12 protein-coding genes are annotated in these 19,798 nt (G+C 71.6%); 2 read left to right on the top strand and 10 right to left on the bottom strand.

The window, feature by feature from the left end; translation table 11 throughout:
- Nucleotides 1-83 precede the first annotated feature (83 nt).
- The 8 genes from ACZ7GX_RS42740 to ACZ7GX_RS42775 all read right to left on the bottom strand — a co-directional run bounded on the left by ACZ7GX_RS42740 (nucleotide 84) and on the right by ACZ7GX_RS42775 (nucleotide 10,968).
- Nucleotides 84-1,595 (bottom strand): DUF8189 domain-containing protein, encoded by a 1,512-nt coding sequence (locus ACZ7GX_RS42740; protein WP_498786094.1) that lies wholly within the window; start codon nucleotides 1,593-1,595, stop codon nucleotides 84-86.
- Between the two features lie 29 nt (nucleotides 1,596-1,624).
- A complete protein-coding gene (locus tag ACZ7GX_RS42745) occupies nucleotides 1,625-3,226 on the bottom strand; it encodes a DUF8189 domain-containing protein (RefSeq protein ID WP_498786096.1) in 1,602 nt (533 codons plus the stop codon).
- Between the two features lie 70 nt (nucleotides 3,227-3,296).
- Nucleotides 3,297-6,251, bottom strand: coding sequence for an AfsR/SARP family transcriptional regulator (locus ACZ7GX_RS42750; RefSeq protein WP_498786098.1), 2,955 nt, complete (start codon nucleotides 6,249-6,251; stop codon nucleotides 3,297-3,299).
- A 128-nt stretch (nucleotides 6,252-6,379) separates the two neighbouring features.
- Entirely contained in the window at nucleotides 6,380-7,006 is a 627-nt protein-coding gene (locus tag ACZ7GX_RS42755) for a DUF8010 domain-containing protein (RefSeq protein WP_498786100.1), read from the bottom strand.
- Nucleotides 6,999-7,430, bottom strand: a complete 432-nt coding sequence (locus ACZ7GX_RS42760; protein ID WP_498786102.1) for an acyl-CoA thioesterase — start codon at nucleotides 7,428-7,430, stop codon at nucleotides 6,999-7,001. Before ACZ7GX_RS42760 ends, ACZ7GX_RS42755 begins: the two co-directional genes overlap by 8 nt.
- A gap of 51 nt (nucleotides 7,431-7,481) precedes the next feature.
- On the bottom strand, nucleotides 7,482-8,378 hold the full coding sequence (locus ACZ7GX_RS42765) for a DNA glycosylase AlkZ-like family protein (protein ID WP_498786104.1): 897 nt from the start codon (nucleotides 8,376-8,378) through the stop codon (nucleotides 7,482-7,484).
- Between the two features lie 32 nt (nucleotides 8,379-8,410).
- A complete protein-coding gene (locus ACZ7GX_RS42770) occupies nucleotides 8,411-9,403 on the bottom strand; it encodes a LacI family DNA-binding transcriptional regulator (RefSeq protein ID WP_498786106.1) in 993 nt (330 codons plus the stop codon).
- Between the two features lie 11 nt (nucleotides 9,404-9,414).
- Nucleotides 9,415-10,968 (bottom strand): glycoside hydrolase family 13 protein, encoded by a 1,554-nt coding sequence (locus ACZ7GX_RS42775; protein WP_498786108.1) that lies wholly within the window; start codon nucleotides 10,966-10,968, stop codon nucleotides 9,415-9,417.
- 217 nt (nucleotides 10,969-11,185) lie between these two features.
- Here ACZ7GX_RS42775 and ACZ7GX_RS42780 point away from each other — a divergent pair, with 217 nt between their 5' ends.
- Complete coding sequence (locus ACZ7GX_RS42780; protein ID WP_498786110.1) at nucleotides 11,186-12,748, top strand: carbohydrate-binding module family 20 domain-containing protein; 1,563 nt, start codon at nucleotides 11,186-11,188, stop codon at nucleotides 12,746-12,748.
- Nucleotides 12,749-12,798: 50 nt separating this feature from the next.
- Here ACZ7GX_RS42780 and ACZ7GX_RS42785 read toward each other — a convergent pair whose 3' ends face one another.
- Nucleotides 12,799-13,458 carry a response regulator transcription factor gene (locus ACZ7GX_RS42785; RefSeq protein WP_498786112.1) on the bottom strand — a complete coding sequence of 220 codons (660 nt, stop codon included), beginning with the start codon at nucleotides 13,456-13,458 and terminating at the stop codon, nucleotides 12,799-12,801.
- A 134-nt stretch (nucleotides 13,459-13,592) separates the two neighbouring features.
- Here ACZ7GX_RS42785 and ACZ7GX_RS42790 point away from each other — a divergent pair, with 134 nt between their 5' ends.
- The gene (locus ACZ7GX_RS42790) at nucleotides 13,593-14,720 is read left to right on the top strand and encodes a hypothetical protein (protein WP_498786114.1); all 1,128 of its coding nucleotides are present in this window, start codon (nucleotides 13,593-13,595) and stop codon (nucleotides 14,718-14,720) included.
- A 42-nt stretch (nucleotides 14,721-14,762) separates the two neighbouring features.
- Here ACZ7GX_RS42790 and ACZ7GX_RS42795 read toward each other — a convergent pair whose 3' ends face one another.
- On the bottom strand, nucleotides 14,763-19,721 hold the full coding sequence (locus ACZ7GX_RS42795; RefSeq protein WP_498786116.1) for an NAD-glutamate dehydrogenase: 4,959 nt from the start codon (nucleotides 19,719-19,721) through the stop codon (nucleotides 14,763-14,765).
- Nucleotides 19,722-19,798 lie beyond the last annotated feature (77 nt).

The raw sequence follows: 19,798 nt of genomic DNA on the forward strand, positions 1-19,798 counted from the left end.
CAAGGATCCGGGTGCTCGGGGCCTCCCACACCCCCCCCCCCCCCCCCCCCCCCTCCCCCCCCCCCCCCCCCCCCGACGGCCGGTCAGCCGAGTTGCTGCCAGTCGCTGATGGCGCCGCCGGAGGTGGTCTGCGCCGCACCGGAAACACCACCGGCCGAGTTCGTCACGTACACCGCGAGCAGGCCGTTCGAGGCGAGCAGGGCGTCCGCGTCGCTCGCCACGCCACCGCTGCCACCGATCGTGAACCACCCGCCGAACGCCGCACCCGGCGCGCTCTGACCGGCGGCGAGGATCGTGCCGTTGACGCCGCGCACGTAGAGGCCGATCGTGCCGTTGCCGAACTGGACGACGTCGGGCCGGCCCACGAAGCCGCTGCCGCTGAGTTGCTGCCAGTCACCGATGGAGCCGCCCGGTGTGGTCTGCTCGGCGCCCGAGACACCACCCGCCGAGTTCGTCACGTACACCGCGACCAGGCCCGAGGACGTCACCACGGCCGTCGGGTCGCTCGCGACGCCCCCGCTGCCGCCGATCGTGAACCACCCGCCGAACGCGGCGCCCGGCGCGCTCTGACCCGTCGCCACCACGGTCCCCGCCGTCGTCCGGGCGTAGAGGCCGAGCGTCCCGTTGCCGAACACCACCGCGGCCGGCTTCCCGACCAGACCGCTGCCGCCCAACATCACCCAGTCGCCGATCGCACCACCCGGCACCGTCTGCGCCGCACCCGAAACACCACCGGACCCGTTCGCCACGTACACCGCGACCAGACCCGACGGGGTCACCACGGCCGTCGGGTCGCTCGCGACCCCGCCGCTGCCGCCGATCGTGAACCACCCGCCGAACGCGGCACCCGGAGCGCTCTGCCCCGTCGCCATCACCCGACCGTCCACGGTCCGGACGTAAAGACCGATCGTCCCGTTGCCGAACAGCAGAGCAGCCGGCTTGCCCACGAACCCACCACCGGTCGTCAGACGCTCCCACGGACCGAACGCCGCCCCCACCGAAGCCTGGCTCGTGCCCCACACATTTCCGTCCGACCGCACCGAGTACAGCGCCAACGCGCCGTTCCCGGTCACCAGCGGGGTCGGCGAGGAGGGGATGGCCGCGTAGGTGGCGGCCTCGTTGAGCAGCGTCCGCGCCGTGCTCTCCGCCGCGTCGTACCGATCCGGGCAGCACGACCGCTGGACGCTGTCGGCGAGCCGCCCGGCCGTCAGCCCGGGGTTGCGCCGGTCGCTGTCGATCGCCCTGGTGAAGAAGGTGTTGGCGGCGTACTCGACGTTGAGGATCTGCTCGGCCGTGCCCCAGCCCATGCTGGGCCGCTGCTGGAAGACGCCGAGGGAGTCCAGGTCGCCGCAGTTGAGGTTGTTCATGTGCGACTCGACCCACCCGGCCTCGAAGCCGGCGAGCATGACCTTGTCGTTCACCCCGAGGCGCTTGCCGACCGAGTAGACCGTCTTCGTGACGTTCAGGTCGCGACCCGGAAGTGGCATGGGGCATTCGGACTCCGCCGCCGTCCCGACCGGGTTCACCACCACGATCGCCCCCATTGCCGCAGCGGCCAGAATCGTGGCCCGGGCGTGCTTGATGAGCGTTTTCATGCGATTGTTCCCCTTGTCCGCGTCAACGCTCAGCCGAGCTGCTGCCAGTCGCTGATGGAACCGCCGGAGGTGGTCTGCGCCGCACCCGAAACACCACCGGCCGAATTCGTCACGTAAACCGCGAGCAGGCCGTTCGAGGCGAGCAGAGCCGTCGGATCACTCGCCACACCGCCGCTGCCGCCGATCGTGAACCACCCACCGAACGCGGCACCCGGCGCGCTCTGACCCGTCGCCACCACGGTCCCCGCCGTCGTCCGGGCATAGAGACCGATCGTCCCGTTGCCGAACACCACCGCCGCCGGCCTGCCGACCAGGCCGCTGCCGCCCAACATCACCCAGTCGCCGATGGCACCGCCCGGCGCGGTCTGCGCCGCACCCGAAACACCACCCGAACCATTCGTCACGTACACCGCGACCAGGCCCGACGGGGTCAGCACGGCCGTCGGATCACCCGCCACACCACCACTGCCACCGATCGTGAACCACCCACCGAACGCGGCACCCGGCGCACTCTGACCCGTCGCCATCACCCGACCATCCGCGGTCCGGACGTAAAGACCGATCGTCCCGTTGCCGAACACCACCGCCGCCGGCTTCCCGACCACGCCGCTGCCGCCCAACATCACCCAGTCGCCGATCGCACCACCCGGCACCGTCTGCGCCGCACCCGAAACACCACCCGAACCATTCGCCACATAGACCGCGACCAGGCCCGACGGGGTCAGCACGGCCGTCGGATCACCCGCCACACCACCACTGCCACCGATCGTGAACCACCCGCCGAACGCGGCACCCGGAGCGCTCTGCCCCGTCGCCATCACCCGACCGTCCACGGTCCGGACGTAAAGACCGATCGTCCCGTTGCCGAACAGCAGAGCAGCCGGCTTGCCCACGAACCCACCACCGGTCGTCAAGCGCTCCCACGGACCGAACGCCGCACCCACCGAAGCCTGGCTCGTGCCCCACACGTTCCCGTCCGACCGCACCGAGTACAGCGCCAACGCGCCGTTCCCGGTCACCAGCGGCGTGGGCTGGCCGGCGCCGGCCTCGTCCTCCACGATCCGGTGGTAGCGGTAGGGCAGGTAGCCGGCGCCGCCGTTGAAGTAGGGGTACGGGATCGTCCGCCGCACGGTGTAACCGGGGCTGCCGGCCTGCTCGATGCCCAGGTACGAGGTGCGGGCGGCGTCCGCCCAGCGCTCGAAGAGCACCACGTGCCCCGCCGCGCCGGCGGTGCCCGGTCCGCCCTTCATCACGATGTCGCCGGGCTTGAGGTCGTCCTTCGCGATCTGGCTGCTGTAGTCGACCAGCGTCACCGTCGACTCGCTGCGGGACATCTTCCACGCCATCGACACGAAGCCGGAGCAGTCGGTTCTGTAGCCGCCCTCGTACGCCGCCATGTCGTACGGGACCGGGCCGCCGTTTCTGGCTGTCAACCAGGAATGGGCCCGGGTGATCACCTCGGTGCGGGTGATCGGCGCGTCGATGGCGGCGATGCTCAGGTTCACGGTCACCTCGCCCTGCGGGTTGACCGCGTCCTTCGCCGGTGACGCCGACGCGCCGGTGGCACCCAATGCGGAAACGAGCAGCACGCTCATCGCCGCACCGATACTGGCCAGGAACTTCACCTTCACGATTTCCTCCTCGGACTTGCTTGCCGAGAAGCTTCGCGAAGCGTGCTCAAAGGAACCTGAAAACGTCTTTTCAGGATGTTTGAAGGTGTTCCACCGGGGGTACGGCCTGCCGACGTGGCTCGTGCGCCTCGCGGCTGCCGTGCTCGCTGAAGATCGCCAGCGCCTCCGCCCACGCCGCGTCGGCCTCGTCGGGTTGGTCGAGCGCTTCGCGCGCCGCCGCCAGGTCGCGCAACGTCCGCGCCCGCCAGACCGGCAGGCCGAACGACTCCCACCAGTGCAGCGAGCGCTCCAGGTAGCTCTTCGCCATCTGGGGACGGCCCGCGGCCAGTTCCAGCTCGCCGAGCGTGCGCAGCACCAGCGCCTGGCCGAAGCCGTCCTGCATCTCGACGCAGACGCTCAAGCACTCCAACAACTTCGCCCGTGCGACCGTGCCCGTGCCCTGCCGGATGCGTGCCTTGATCAGCGCCTGGGTGGCGTAGGCCCACATCAGGCGGTCGCCCAGCCCGTGCAGCAGCTCCACCGCGCCGGCGCAGCACTCGGCCGCCTCCGCCCAGCGCCCCGCGGCGCGGTGCACGATGCCGACCGAGCGCAGCGCGATCGCCTCGCCGCGGCGGTCGCCGATCTCGCGGTACACCGCCAGCGTCCGCTCGCACGCGGCAAGACCGGCTTCGAGATCGCCCTGTTCGGTCAGCACCCGGCCCAGCCCGTGCGTCGCCTGTGCCACGAGCGCGGGCTCGCGCAGCACCGACAACGCCGCTTCCAAGGACCTCCGCGCCGTCCCGAGCTCGCCCCGCTCGCGCTGCACGGTGCTCAGCGCCAGCAAGGTCGTCGCCTCGCCCTGCTCGTCGCCGCCGCGCCGGTACCCCTCGAGCGCCTCGCGGTAGTAGGACTCGGCCTCGTCGAACCGGTCCTGCTCGTAGCGCAGCCAGCCCAGCCCCGACAGCAGTCGCGCCTCGGCCGCGCGATCGCCCACCCGGCGTGCCGCCGCCAACGCCGCCGAGTGGGTGCGCCACCACTGCCCGAAGAGGTTGCGCACCGAGAAGCGCGACGCGCACAGGGCGGCGGCGAGCCTGCTGGCGACGTCGGTGAGGTCGAGTTCGCTGACCCGTTCGACCACGCTGACCAGCCCTGCCTGCTCGGCGTCGAACCACACTTCCGGATCGGCCACGACGTCCGCCGCGTCCGGGTCGAAGTAGCGCGGGTCGAGGACGATCGGCACACCGTCGAAGGTGGCGTGCGGCATGAGGCTGCCGGCCAGTTCGACCAGGCTCAGCCACGCCCGGGCGGCACGGGTGCACACCGCCCTGATCTCGGCGGGCGTTTCCTCCGCCTCACCGCGTTCCCGGGCGAACGCCCTGGTCAGCTCGTGCATCCGGTAGCGCAGCGTCGCGTCGTCGTCGGTGGAGTCCAGGTCGAGCAGCTGCGAGTCGACCAGGCGCTCGACCACCTCCTCCGCCTCCTGCGGGCCGCAGTCGAGCAACGGCGCCACCAGCCAGCCGCCGAACGCGGAGACGTCCAGCAGCCCGAGCCTGCGCAGGGCGGTGCGCTCCCGGTCGGCCAGCCCGTCGTAGCTCAGGGCCAGGCTGCCGCGCACCTCGAGGTCGCCGAGCGTCAGCTCCTGCAGGACGCGCCGCTGCACGCCGAGGCGTTCGACCAGGCGGGCCAGGCGCCAGTGGGGCCGGGCGGCCAGTCGGGCGCCGGCGATGCGCAGCGCCAGCGGCAGCCTGCCGCAGAGGCGGACGATCTCCTCGGCCGACTCCGGCTCGGCGGCCACCCGGTCATCGCCCACCACGCGGTCGAGCAGTTCCAGCGCTTCGGCCTCCGGGAACACGCTCAGGTCCAGTTGCACGGCGCCGCTCAAGGCGCTCAGGCGCTCGCGGCTGGTCACCAGGACCGCGCACGTCCCGCCGCCGGGCAGCAGCGGGCGGATCTGGCGTTCGTCGCGGGCGTCGTCCAGCACGATCAGCACCCGGCGATCGGCCACGAGGGTGCGGTAGAGCTGGGCGCGCTCCTCGGGGTCGGCCGGGATCGCGGCGTCCGCCACGTTCAGCGCGCGCAGGAACCCGGCCAGCACCTCGACCGGGTCGGCGGGCACGGTCTGGACGCCGCGCAGGTTGGCGTAGAGCTGGCCGTCGCCGAAGTGCTCGCGCACCGCGTGCGCGACGTGCGCGGCCAGCGTCGACTTGCCCGCGCCCGGTTGGCCGGAGATCGCGCACAGCCGCACCGCCGACGTGCCGGTGGTCAACCGGGCGACCAGGCGGTCGTGCTCGGCCGACCGCCCGGTGAAGTCGGCGATGTCGAACGGCAACTGGCTCGGGGTCGGCGACTTGCGCGCCTCGACGGGCCGCGCGTCGGGCTCGCCGCGCAGCACGCGCTCGTGCGTGGCCCGCAGCGCCGCGCCCGGTTCCACGCCGAGCTCGTCCAGCAGGACCCGCCTGCCCTCCTGGTAGCACGCCAGCGCGTCCGCCTGCCTGCCCGCTTGGTGCAGCGCGAGCATCAGCTGGCTGCGCAGCCGTTCGCGCAGGGGGTTCTCGGCGACGGCCGCGCTCAGCTCGGGGACCAGCGACTCGCCGCGGCCGATGGCCAGGTCCGCGTCGAAGCGGTCCTCCAGCGCGCCGAGCTTCAGCTCCTCCAGCCGGGCGCGCTCACCCTCGGCCCACGTGCCCTGCGTGCCGCCCAACGGCGTGCCGCGCCAGGCGCTCAGGGCCTCGGCGAAGCAGGTCGCGGCCTCCTCCAGGTCACCCTCGGCCAGCGCTCGACGACCCTCGTCCACCTCCGCGGTGAACACGTGCAGGTCGACCTGGTCGAGGTCGACGGCCAGCCGGTACCCGCCGCCGGACCGGGACAGCACGTCGCCCAGCGCCCGGCGCAACGTGGACACGTAGGTGTAGACGGCGGAACGCGACTGGTCCGGCGGCTGGTCGCCCCACATCGCGTCGACCAGCTGCTCCAGCGACACCACCCGGCCCGCGTGCACGGCCAGCAGCGCGAGGAGCGTCTTCGGCTTCGGTCCCCCGACCGACACCGAGCTGCCCCCGACATGAGCCTCGACCGGTCCCAAAAGCCTGAACTCCACCCGGTGCCCCCCGTGATCCAACAACGGCGGTCAGGGTATCCGCGCTACCTGCGAGTTGCACCCGATCAAGCGACCGGTCAGACCAGCAGCGGCAGCATGGAGTGGCGGCGGCGGACGACCGCGCCGAAGCGGGCGTCGATGCGCAGCCACGCGTCGGTGGCGGTGATGCGGACGTCGTCGCCGCCCAGGAAACCCATGCCGGACAAGGCGAACAGGCACCGCATCGGCACCTTCACGTCCAGGCCCGAGCCGCTCACCGTGATCACGGTCTGGTCCAGCAGCGAGGCGGGCGGGGTGCCGCGCGGGCCCGCGTTCTCCCGGGCCACCTCGACGCCCTTCTCGGCCAGTTCCGACACGACGCTGCCGGGCAGCCGGTCGACCGGGAGCCAGCCCGCCACCGGCGGCAGCGCCGAGCGCCACATCATGTCGCGCGCCGGGCCGGGGTCGACGGTCTCGCTGCGCACCACGGCCAGCCCGGTGAGCAGGTCGGTGCCGGACACGGTGACGTCGCCCGGCGTGATCTGCCCGGCCACCGTGCGGGTGGCCAGGGTGTCGAACGGGGTCGCGACCCACGCGTCCACCAGGTCGCCGGACGGGCGGTTGCGCAGCCGCACGACCGCCTGGGCGTCCAGGCGGACGGCACGGGCGACGAACGCGCCGAGGTCGTCCCGCTCGGCGGGATCGGCGAGGACCAGCTCAGGCACCATTACCTCCGGCACGCCAGCCCGCGAGGAAATCGCGCTCGGCTTCGAGGAGACGGCGCGGGCGTCCGGCCGTCAGGTTGTACGGGACCATGAGGGTCTCGGCCGTCGTGACGACGGCGCTGCCCTCCTGGCGACCGCCGCGGACCGTGTAGTCCAACGTGAAGGACGCGGACTTCAATTCCCGCACGGACATCTCCACCACGATCTCGCCGCCGGTGAACACCACCGGCGCGAGGTAGTCCACCACGAGCCGGGCGACGACCATGCCGTGCGACATCTCCGGCACACCGTGCCGGGCGGCCTCGGTGAACAGCAGGTCGATGCGCGCCTCTTCCAGCAAGGTCACCGTGTTGGCGTGGTTGACGTGGCCGAAGGCGTCCATGTCCGACCAGCGCGGGCGCACGCCCGTGACGAACACACCCAAGTTGAACGCGCCTCCCGGTCTTCGATGCGTGGCAGTGACCTTATCCACGTGCTACGCCCAGGTTAAGCGCACGTCCAGGTCGAGGAATCGCCCCAGGTCGGCGACCTCGTCGGCGAGGTCGGGGCGCTCGTCGAACGGCCGCACCGTGACCAGCGCGCCGTCCCGCCGCCAGACAGCGACGACGCGGCCGTCCACGACGACGTGCGGGGTGAGGAAACCGCCGCCGGTCTGCACGAGCGGCGCGTGCTCGGGGGCGAGCGCCAGGGAGCGGTCGCGGTAGCCGAGCAGGTAGGGGTCGAAGTGACCGAGCACCCGGACCGCGCCGGCCGGTTCGGCCGGGTCGTCGGCCACCTCGGGCAGGTCCCCGAGCCGCCGCTTGGGCAGGCCGCTCCAGGCGGCGAAGTCGTCGGGCGTGGCCGGGCCGTAGGCACGCCGGTAGCGCCGCCACAGCTCGTCCACGCCGCGGGGTTCGCAGTCGACGCGCAGGAGGCGGTAGGTGTCGTCCAGACCTCGGCACAGCACGCCCGAGTGCGCCGCGAACGCCAGCAGGTGGGCGGGCGCCTGGGACTTCGGGTCGAGGGCGATGCCGACCTCGGCGAGGCGGCGCACGAGTTCGGCGCGTTCCAGCGGCTCGGTCAGGACTTCGCGGAGCGCGGGTAGCGCGCGCTCGCACAGTTCATCGGTGAGGCCGAGTTGCTCGCGGCGACGTCGTCCGGCGGCGATGAAGGTCGAGCCGAGGAGGTTCACGACCCACAGGTCGTCCTGGTGGAGCAGGTGGAGGGTGCCGCGCATGGCCCACGTGCGCACCAGAGGGCCGTCCAGGGACCTCACGCCCCGGGCGCGTGCCGCGAGCCGTGCCGCCGGGACGTCCTGGGCTTGGAGGGCGAAGATCGAGGTGAGGAGGTCCGCGGCGGTGGAGGCGGGGTGCGAGAGGCGTTGGGCCCGCACCCGTTGAGCGAGGATCCGCGGCGCGGGCACGGTCATCTGGGGCGGGCGCCCGTCGAGCCGCGCACGACCAGTTCCGGCTGGAACACGAACTCCGCGTGCGGCGCGGGCGTGCCGCCGATCTCCTCCAGCAACGCGTGCACGGCGGCCTGCCCCATCGCCTCGACCGGCTGGCGGATCGTGGTCAGCGGCGGGTCGGCGAACACGATCAGCGGCGAGTCGTCGAAGCCGACGACGGACACGTCGCGCGGCACGTCCAAGCCCCGGTGGCGGGCCGCGCGGATCGCGCCGAACGCCATCAGGTCGCTGCCGCACACGATCGCCGTGCAGCCGCGGTCCAGCAGGGCGTTGGCCGCGGCCTGGCCGCCCTCGACCGTGAACAGGGAGTGCTCGACCAGGTCGGAGGCCTGCGGGCGGACGAGCGTGAAGCCCTCGACCATGCGCAGCGCGGGGACGAACCGCGGCGGACCGACGGCCAGGCCGATCATCTCGTGCCCGAGTTCGACCAGGTGGGTGACGGCCAGCCGGACCGCGGCGCGGTTGTCCACCGAGACGAACGGCGCGGACACCTGGTCGGTGTAGCCGTTGATCATCACGAACGGCACGCCGCGACCGGCCAGCTTGACGTACCGGTCCTTGTCGGCGGTCGTGTCGGCGTGCAGGCCGGACACGAAGACGATCCCGGTCACGCCCCGGTCGACCAGCATCTCGGTCAGCTGGTCCTCGGTCGAGCCGCCGGGCGTCTGCGTGCACAGCACCGGCGTGTAGCCGTCGCGGGTCAGCACCTGCTCTATGACCTGCGCGAGCGCCGGGAAGATCGGGTTGTTCAACTCGGGGGTGATCAACCCGATCAACCCGGCGCTGCGCTGGCGGAGCCTGGGCGGGCGCTCGTAGCCGAGCACGTCCATCGCGGCGACCACGGCCTGGCGGGTGGTGGCCGAGACCCCTGGCTTGCCGTTGACCACTCGGCTGACCGTCGCCTCGCTCACGCCTGCCTGGGTCGCGATGTCACTGAGCCGCGCTGTCACACCGGGTGACTCTACGGGCGCGAGAGCCACACGGTCGTGTCCGGCGGCACGAGGACGTCCGCGTCTTCGGTCGCGTGACCACCCGAGGCGAGCAGCACCTCGCCGGCGGCGGGCAGACGTGCCACGTCAGGGCCGAAGTTGACCACGCAGGTGAAGGCGCCGCGGCGGAACGACAGCACGCCTTCGGGCGCGTCGAGCCACTCCACGTCCGTGCCCGCGCCGAGGTCCGGGTGCTCCCGTCGCACGCGCAGCGCGCTGCGGTACAGCTCCAGCACGGAGTTCGGGTCGCCGAGCTGGCTCGCCACGCTGAGGTCGGCCCACGCGGCGGGCTGCGGCAGCCACGAGCCGCCGTCGCCGAAGCCGAACGACGGGCCGTCCGCCGTCCACGGGATCGGCACGCGGCAGCCGTCACGGCCCCGGTCGGTGTGGCCGGACCGCTCCCACACCGGGTCCTGGAGGACGTCCTCGGGCAGGTCGAGCACCTCGGGCAGGCCCAGTTCCTCGCCCTGGTAGACGTACGCGCTGCCGGGCAGGGCGAGCATGAGCATCGCGGCGGCACGGGCGCGCGCCACGCTGCCGTACCGCGTCACGTGCCGCTGCACGTCGTGGTTGGACAGCACCCACGTCGTCGGCGCGGCGACCGGCCTCATCGCGGCCAGCGAGTCGTCGATGACCTGCTTGAGGTCGGCGGCGGTCCACTCGGCGGTCAGGTAGTGGAAGTTGAACGCCTGGTGCAGCTCGTCGGGGCGCAGGTAGCGGGCGGTGCGCTCGGGGCTCGGCGTCCACGCCTCGGCCACGCCGATCCGGTTGCCCGGGTAGGAGTCGAGCACCTTGCGCCAGTCGCGGTAGATCTCGTGAACGCCGTCCTGGTCGAAGAACGGCAGCGCCTCCGTGCCCAGCAGCTTGAGGTGACCGGGCGTGCCGACGTCGGGCAGGCCGTCGGCCTTGACCATGCCGTGCGCGACGTCGATGCGGAAGCCGTCCACGCCGAGGTCGAGCCAGAACCGCAGCACGTCGAGGAACTCGTCGCGCACCTCGGGCTGGTCCCAGTTCAGGTCCGGCTGCTCGGGCGCGAACAGGTGCAGGTACCACTGGCCGTCGGCGGTCCTGGTCCACGCGGGGCCGCCGAAGACCGATTCCCAGTCGTTGGGCGGCTGCTCCCCGTCGCGGCCGTCGCGGAAGTGGTAGCGCGCGCGTTCCGGGGAGCCCGGCGCCGAGGCGAGGGCCTGCCGGAACCACGCGTGCCGGTCGCTGGTGTGGTTCGGGACCAGGTCGACGATCACCCGGATGCCGAGCGCGTGCGCGTCCTCGACGAGGGCCTTGGCGTCGTCGTTGGTGCCGAACAGCGGGTCGACGGTCCGGTAGTCGGCGACGTCGTAGCCGCCGTCGGCCATCGGCGAGGAGTAGAACGGCGTGATCCAGACGGCGTCCACGCCGAGGTCGGCCAGGTAGGGCAGCCGGGAGCGGATGCCGGGGAGGTCACCGACGCCGTCGCCGTCCGAGTCGGCGAAGCTGCGCACGTAGACCTGGTAGATGACGGCATCGCGCCACCAGTCCTGCGTCATGGGGTGTCCTTCCGGATCGGTTCCGCCGGAGGGCAATGAAATACTTTGCAAGTGTTTTCAGCAAGTCTGGCAGCTGGTATGACCTAGAGCACATCCCTGCCAGCTAGGAGACATCGTGGTTTCCTCAAGTCGACGCGCCTTGGGCGCGATAGCCGTACTCCTGTTCAGCCTTTTGGCGGTTCCGCAAAGTTTTGCAACGCCGCCGTCCGCGAAGGACGTGACCGCGACCCTGTTCCAGTGGCCGTTCGCGCGGGTCGCCAGTGAGTGCACGAACGTGCTCGGGCCGAAGGGCTACGGGTTCGTGGAGGTCTCGCCGGCCACCGAGCACATCCAGGGCTCCCAGTGGTGGACCTCGTACCAGCCGGTCAGCTACCGCATCGCCGGGCGGCTGGGTGACGAGGCCGCGTTCCGGAACATGGTGAACACCTGCCACGCGGCGGGCGTGAAGGTCATCGCGGACGCGGTGATCAACCACATGAGCGCGGGCTCCGGCACGGGCACCGGCGGCTCGTCGTACACGAAGTACAACTACCCCGGCATCTACAGCGACCCGGACTTCCACTCCTGCCGGTCGCACATCAGCGACTACCGCAACCGCGAGAACGTGCAGAACTGCGAGCTCGTCGGGCTGTCGGACCTGAACACGGGCAGCGACTACGTGCGCGGGAAGATCGCGTCGTACCTGAACTCGCTGATCGCGATGGGCGTCGACGGGTTCCGGATCGACGCGGCCAAGCACATGCCTGCGGCCGACCTGGCCGCGATCAAGTCGCGGCTGAGCAACCCGGGCGTCTTCTGGGTGCACGAGGTGATCTACGGCGCCGGCGAGGCCGTGCAGCCCGGCGAGTACACCGGGTCGGGCGACGTGGACGAGTTCCGGTACGCCTACGACCTCAAGCGGATCTTCAACAACGAGAACCTGGCGTACCTGAGCACGTTCGGGCAGTCGTGGGGCTACCTGGCGAGCGGTCAGGCGCGGTCGTTCGTGGACAACTGGGACACCGAGCGCAACGGGTCGACGTTGACCTACAAGGACGGGTCCACCTACACGCTGGCGAACGTGTTCATGCTGGCGTGGCCCTACGGTTCGCCGAACGTGTACTCGGGCTACGAGTTCGCCAACCACGACGCCGGGCCGCCGTCCGGGTCGGAGTGCTACACGTCCGGGTGGAAGTGCCAGCACCGGTGGACGCAGATCGCGTCGATGGTGCAGTTCCGCAACACCGTGGCCGGGACGTCGGTCGTGAACTGGTGGGACAACGGCGGCGACGCCATCGCGTTCGGGCGGGGCAACAAGGGCTTCGTCGCGATCAACCGGGAGTCGTCGGCGATGACGCGGACGTTCCAGACCTCGCTGCCCGCCGGGTCGTACTGCAACGTGCAGCAGGAGGGGTGCGTCGCGGTCGCGGTGGGGTCGAACGGCCAGTTCACCGCGACGTTGGGCGCGGGTGAGGCGCTGGCCCTGCACGTCGGCGCGACCGGCGTGGGCAACCCGCCGGCCGGGACGACGTCGTTCGCGGTGAACGCCACGACGTCGTTGGGGCAGAACATCTTCGTGGTCGGCGACCACCCGTCGCTGGGCGCGTGGAACCCGGCCGCGGCGGTGGCGCTGTCGTCGGCGACCTACCCGACGTGGCGGGGGTCGGTGTCGCTGCCGGCGGGGACGTCGTTCCAGTACAAGTACGTCCGGAAGGACGGCGGTGGCGCGGTGACGTGGGAGAGCGGGGCGAACCGGACCGCCACGTCGCCGGTGACGTTGTCGGACACCTGGCGGAACTAGCGCCGCGACCCTGGCCGGGGGCGTGCTTCGCGGGCGTCCCCCGCCAGGGTTCAGGCGACGCGCGTGGTGGTGATCAGGCCGTCTTCCAGGGCGCGTTGGTAGAGCTCGACGGTGGTGCCCGCGGCGCGGCCTGCGGCCCGGTACTTGCCGCGGATGCGCTCCAGGTAGGTCTTCACCGTGCCCTCCGAGACGCCCAGCGACCGCGCGACCGCGCGACGGGTGCGGCCCTTCGCGATCCCCAGCAGCACCTCGACCTCGCGGTGGGACAGCAGCGGCCGCCGGACCGGTCGGGCCAGCAGGGCGTCCTGGGCCAGGTGACGGGTGAGGTAGTGCTCGCCGACGGCCACCGCCACCACCGCCTCCAGCAGGTCCGACAGCGGAGCGCGCTTGGAGACGTAGCCCCTCGCGCCCGCGTCCAGGGCGGCGCGGACGGACGTCGGCGACTCGTCGGCGCTGTGCACGATCACCCGGACGCCGAGACCGCACAGGGCGCCGACCTCGGTGGTGCGGTGCAGCAGCACCACCGGCGGCGGAGGGGTCGGCAGGTCGACGACCGACCGCACGGCCGCGACAACCCTGATCCGCCGGGTGGGCTGGTGCTCCAGCCAGAGCGCCGCCCCGTCGCGGTACATGGAGTGGTCGTCGACCAGCCCCAACTCGATCGGCCCGGAGCCGTCCGGCATGCTCTCCTCCACCACCGTCGCTGTCACCCCTGTTCGACGCACGAGAACGCCCGTGGTTGTGCCCGTCGAACGGCGGACACGCCGCGCGGGCCGAACCGGCGACTGTGCGCGACCGGCGTTCGCACGCACCCTCGGTCCCACCTACGGACCAAGGGGAGAACATGCGAAGACTCGGGAACGCTTTAGCGGTCGCACTCGTCGCGGCGACGGTCGCCCTCGCCGAAGGCACCGCGAGCGCCGACACCGGACCGGTGCGCGGCGCCGGCTACGTGTGGGCGGACAACCCGGCCGCGGCGGCGTACACGCCGGCGCCGGGCTACCAGATGAACACCACGGGCATCACGACGCGGAACACGATCACCAGGATCAGCGCGGGCCGGTACTCGGTGCGGTTCACCGGGTTGGGCGTCCTCGGCGGGGTCGCGCACGCCACCGCGTACGGCGCCGGCACGCACACGTGCAAGGTCGAGGGCTGGTCGCCCTCCGGCGACGACCAGAACGTCGTGGTCCGCTGCTTCACGCTCGCCGGCGTGCCGGTCGACTCCCGGTTCACCGCGAGCTTCACCAGCAACAAGTACTGGCACGGCTGGGAGTACGGCCGCACCTACCCGGGCGCCTACCTCTACCACGGCGACCCGACCAGCCCGAACACCACGCCGTCGACGCTGTACCAGTACAACTCCGCGGGCGGCGTCAACACGGTCTCCCGCGTCGGCGTCGGCACCTACTCGGCGTTCCTGCCCGGCATCGGCCACGCCGTGACGGGCGGGCACGCCCTGGTGACCGCGTACGGCTCGGCGGCCGAGCGGTGCAAGGTGGTCAACTTCGGCTGGACGTCGCCGTCCACCACGATCAAGGTCAACGTCCGGTGCTTCACGGCCGCGGGCGCGCCGGCGGACTCCCGGTTCGTGCTGACCTTCACCGACCGCACCAACACGCTCGGCCTGGACGGCTGCTGCAACCCGAACGGCCACCAGTCCGGGTACGCGCTCGCCAACGACCCCACCGCGGCTTCCTACTCACCGAGCGCGTCCTACCAGCACGAGGTGCCGTCGGGCGGCGCGACCGCGGCCCGTTCGGCGACGGGCAACTACACGATGCGGTTCACCCACGCCGACCTGACGACGGGCACCGTGCACGTGGCCGCCACCGGCTGGACCGCGGAGTTCTGCAAGGTCGCCTACTGGAACCCGACCAGCGGCATCAACGTCCGCTGCTACGACACCGCGGGCGCACCCGCGGACGCGCCGTACGACCTCGACTACACCGGCCCCTGGCTCCTGGGCTGAGACCGCCGGTCGGGCACCCGAGGGCGCCCGACCGGCGGCACGTCAGCGGATCATGCTGCGGACCTGGCGGGCCGCCACCGAGAGGGTCGCCAGGTCGAGCTTGCTGACCCGGTTGATCTCGGCGAGGGCGGCGCGGGCGCGGCTCAGGCGGGAGGAGTTGGCCTGTTCCCAGGTCGCGATCTTCTCCTCCGGGGTGTCGCCCGGATCGGCCGAGCGCAGCACGTCGATCGTGATCGCGCGCAGCGACGAGTAGAAGTCGTCGCGCAACGCCAGGCGTGCCAGCGAGTGCCAGCGGTTGAGGCGTTCCAGGTTCGACACCGAGCTGAGCATCCGGTCGACGTCCAGGTGGTCCGACAGCGCGAAGTAGACCTCGGCCGTCTCCTGGTGCGTGCGCTCCTGGCCGGTCGCGCCCTCGCCCTCCTCGCGCTCGGCGAGTTCGGCGACCTCGGTGACGTCCAGCAGCCCGTAGGTGAACAGCAGTCCGGCGACCCGACGGGCCAGCCCGACCGGCACGCCCTGGCCGACCAGGCGTTCGACGTGCTCGATCACGGATTCCTTCTCGTGACCTTGGAGCAGGTCGATGGCGCGCGGGGCCAAGGAGCCGACCACCGGGGCGAAGCGGCTGATCGTGGAACCGACCGCCAGCGGCTGGGGGCGGTTGGTGAGCAGCCAGCGCGACGCGCGGTCCAGCAGGCGGCGCGTTTCCAGCACCATGTCGTCCTGGACGTCCGTCGGCACGACGTTGTCCAGGGCGCGGATCTCCTGCCAGATCGACGGCAGGTCGTAGATCGCGGTCACCACGGTGTACGCGCGCACGGCGTCCGTGGCTGAGGCGCTGATCTCCTCCGCCAGGCGGAACGCGTACGACACACCGCCGCCGTCGACGACCTCGTTGACCAGGACGGTCGAGATGATCTCGCGCGACAGCGGGTGGTTGCCGATGGCGTCCGCGAACCGCTCCCGCAGCTCGCTCGGGAAGTAGTCGGGCAGCCGGCGGGCCAGCACGTCGATCGTCGGCAGGTCGCCGGCCAGCACCTCCTCCTTCAACGCCAGCTTCACGTGCGCGAGCAGCGTGGCCAGTTCCGGCGAGGTGAGGCCGTCGCCCGCCTTCTCCAGCGCCTTGAACTCGGCGGCGCTCGGCAGCGCTTCGAGCGTGCGGTCGAGGACGCCCCGCTGTTCGAGGTCGGCGACCAGGCGCGCGTGCACCGAGAGCATCGGCGCGGCGTGGGCGCGGGAGACGCCGAGCACGGCGTTCTGCGAGTAGTTGTCGGCCAGGACCAGCTCGCCGACCTCGTCGGTCATCTGGCCCAGCAGCTCGTTGCGCCGGTCCTGGTCGAGCTTGCCGTCGCGGACCAGTTCGTCCAGCAGGATCTTGATGTTGACCTCGTGGTCGGAGCAGTCGACACCGGCCGAGTTGTCCAGCGCGTCGGTATTGACCTTGCCGCCGTTGCGGGCGAACTCGATGCGGCCGCGCTGGGTCAGACCGAGGTTGCCGCCCTCGCCGACGACCTTGACGCGCAGGTCGGAGCCGTTGACGCGGATCGCGTCGTTGGCCTTGTCGCCGACCTCGGCGTGCGACTCCGCGCCCGCCTTGACGTAGGTGCCGATGCCGCCGTTCCAGAGCAGGTCGACGGGCGCGAGCAGGATCGCCTTCATCAGCTCCTGCGGCGACAGCTTGACCACGCCCTCGGGCAGGCCCAGGGCTTCGCGGGCCTGCTCGGAGACCGGGATCGACTTGGCCGTGCGCGGCCAGACGCCGCCGCCGGCGCTGATCAGGGAGCGGTCGTAGTCGTCCCACGAGGAGCGGGGCAGTTCGAACAGCCGCTTGCGCTCGGCGTAGCCGCTCGCCGCGGTGGGGTCCGGGTCGATGAAGATGTGCCGGTGGTCGAACGCGGCCACCAGGCGGATGTGCTCGGAGAGCAGCATGCCGTTGCCGAACACGTCACCGGACATGTCGCCGACGCCGACGACGGTGAACTCCTCGGTCTGCGTGTCGGTGCCCAGCTCGCGGAAGTGGCGCTTCACGCTCTCCCACGCGCCCTTGGCGGTGATGCCCATGGCCTTGTGGTCGTAGCCGACGGAACCGCCGGACGCGAACGCGTCACCCAGCCAGAAGCCGTAGGACTTGGAGACCTCGTTGGCGATGTCGGAGAACGACGCCGTGCCCTTGTCCGCCGCGACCACCAGGTACGTGTCGTCGCCGTCGTGCCGGACGACCTGCGGCGCGGGCAGGACCGTGCCCGAGTTGAGGTTGTCGGTCAGGTCGAGCAGGCCGGAGATGAACTGGCGGTAGCAGGCAATGCCCTCGGCCAGCAGCTGCTCGCGGTCCTGGCCCGGGTCGCCGGTGGGCGCCGGCGGCCTCTTCAGCACGAAGCCGCCCTTCGCGCCGACCGGCACGATCACGGCGTTCTTCACGGCCTGCGCCTTGACCAGGCCCAGGATCTCGGTGCGGAAGTCCTCACGCCGGTCGGACCAGCGCAGACCGCCGCGGGCCACCGGGCCGAAGCGCAGGTGCACGCCTTCCAGGCGGGGCGAGTACACGAAGATCTCGAACCGCGGCCGCGGTTGCGGCAGGTCCGGGATCGCGCGCGGGTTCAGCTTGACCGCCAGGTACGGGCGCGGGTTGCCGTCGACGTCGCGGACGAAGTAGTTCGTGCGCAGCGTGGCCTGCACCAGCGTGAGCAGGCTGCGCAGGATGCGGTCCGCGTCCAGGCTGGTCACGTTGTCGATCATCTCGGTGATCTCGTCGACCAGGTGGTCCGTGCGGCCGGAGCGCTGTTCGTCGGACAGGGCGGGGTCGAACCGGGCCTCGAACAGCCGCACCAGGGCCGTGGCGACCTCGGTGTGGCCCAGGACGGCGTCCTCGATGTAGTCCTGGCTGTACGGGGTGCCGGCCTGGCGCAGGTACTTGGCGTAGGCGCGCAGCATCGCGGCCTGCTGCCACGTGACGCCCGCCTTGAGCACGAGCGTGTTGAAGCCGTCCACCTCGGCCTCGCCGCGCCAGGCGGCGGCGAACGCGTCCTGGAAGCGGGTGCGGATCGACTCGAAGTCCTCGCCGGACAGCTTGTCCAGGGTGACCTGGTCGATGCGCAGGCCGAAGTCGTAGATCCAGCACTCCACGCCGTCGTCGCGGACCAGCTCGTACGGGCGCTCGTCCACCACGACCACGCCCATGCGCTGCAACATCGGCAGCACGTCCGACAGCGTCAACCGGGCGCCGACGAGGAACAGCTTGAACCGCCGCTCACCCGGCTCGGCGTCGCGCGGCGTGTAGAACGCCAGGTCCAGGTCGCCGCGCTTGAGGGCCTCGATGCGCCGGAAGTCCGCCAGGCCCTCGGCCGCGGTGAAGTCCTCCTTGTAGGCCTCGGGGAACGCCGCGGCGATCCGCTGGCCCCGCTCGGACGACGATTCCGCGCCCAGGCCCGTGCCGTGGTCCTCCATGACCGCCTCGACCATGCGGTCGTCCCACAGGCGCACGGCCTCGGCCAGCAGCTGCTGGATGTGGGCGGTGTCCGGCTCGACGTGGCGGCTCGGGTCGGTGTGCACGGTGAAGTGCACGCGGGCCAGCGCCGACTCGCCGACGCGTGCGCTGTACTCCAGGTTCACGCCGCCGAGCTGGTCGATCAGCACTTCCTGCATGGCCAGCCGCGACGTCGTGGTGTAGCGGTCGCGCGGCAGGTAGACCAGGCAGGAGTAGAAGCGGCCGTACGGGTCGCGGCGCAGGAACAGGCGCAGCCGGCGGCGTTCGGCGAGCGCGATCACGCCCGTGACGGTCTGGTAGAGCGTGTCCGTGTCGACCGAGAACAGCTCGGTGCGCGGGTAGTTCTGGATCACCTCGAGCATCCGCTGGCCCGAGTAGGAGTGCAGCGGGAAGCCGGCGCGGTGGATGACGTCGCGGACCCGGCGTTCGATGGCCGGGATGTCCAGCACGTCCTCGTGCAGGGCCGTGGTGGAGAAGACGCCGAGGAACCGGTGCTCGCCGGACACGTTGCCGTCGGCGTCGAAGGTCTTCACGCCGACGTAGTAGGGGTACACCGACCGGTGCACGCTCGACTGCGCGCTGGCCTGCGTCAGGACCAGCAGTTCCGGTGACAGTGCCTGGGCGCCCGCGTCCGGGCCCGCCGTCAGGCTGCGCGCCGCGAGGCTGTCCTGTCTGAGCACGCCGAGACCGCTCGCCAGGACCGCCCGGAGCGCGGGTTCGCCGTCCGTGGCCGGGTCGTCGCGGACCAGCTCGTACTGGCGGTAGCCGAGGAACGTGAAGTGGTCGTCGGCGAGCCAGCGCAGCAGGTTCGCGCCGTCCTGCACCTCGTGGCTGGGCAGCGGCGGCGGTTCGGACTCCAGCAGCTCGGCCAGGTGCCCCGCCATGCCGGCCATCTTGTCGGTGTCCTCGACGACCTCGCGGACGTCGTTGAGCACGGTGTGCAGCTTGGTTTCCAGCTCACGCGCCCGGTCCGGGTCGGTGAGCAGGTCGACCTCGACGTACATCCACGACTCGGCCAGCGCGTCGCCCGGCGGGTCGGCCGGGTCCGCGGTCGGCAGGACCTCCTGGAGCGCTCCCGTCACCAGGTCACGGCGCACCACGACGATCGGGTGCACCACCCGTTGGACCTGCACGCCGCCGCGGGTCAGCTCGGAGGCCACCGAGTCGACCAGGTACGGCATGTCATCGGTGACCACCTGCACCACCGTGGCCGGACAGGTCCAGCCGTCGTGCGCGCGGGTGGGGTTGAGGATCCGCACCACCGGACGGCCCGGGACCCGGGTCTCGGCCAGCTGGTAGTTCGAGCGCACCGCGCCCACCAGGTCGACCGGGTCGTCGTCGTTGACTTCCTCGGCGGGGACGTGGCGGTAGTACAGGCGGATCAGGTCGGCGAGCTCGGGGGCGTTGGCGGCGGCACGTTCGATCAATTCGTCACGGGCCTGTTCGGGACTGGCCGGGCGAGCCGCGCCGACGTCGCGGGCGGTGGGCTCGGATCGGGACGGGGCTCCAGTCGAGGTCATGTTCAGGCGACTCCACGCTATCCGGTACCTCTGTGTACCGGGTGTGCGCACCACTTAACCAGACGGGCGCGAAGCCG

Source organism: Actinosynnema sp. NPDC037264, from assembly GCF_055603705.1.

Coding starts and splice junctions, on each gene's coding strand:
- ACZ7GX_RS42775 (WP_498786108.1), bottom strand. CDS start 10,968: ATGACGCAGGACTGGTGGCGCGATGCCGTCATCTACCAGGTCTACGTG.
- ACZ7GX_RS42790 (WP_498786114.1), top strand. CDS start 13,593: ATGCGAAGACTCGGGAACGCTTTAGCGGTCGCACTCGTCGCGGCGACG.
- ACZ7GX_RS42740 (WP_498786094.1), bottom strand. CDS start 1,595: ATGAAAACGCTCATCAAGCACGCCCGGGCCACGATTCTGGCCGCTGCG.
- ACZ7GX_RS42795 (WP_498786116.1), bottom strand. CDS start 19,721: ATGACCTCGACTGGAGCCCCGTCCCGATCCGAGCCCACCGCCCGCGAC.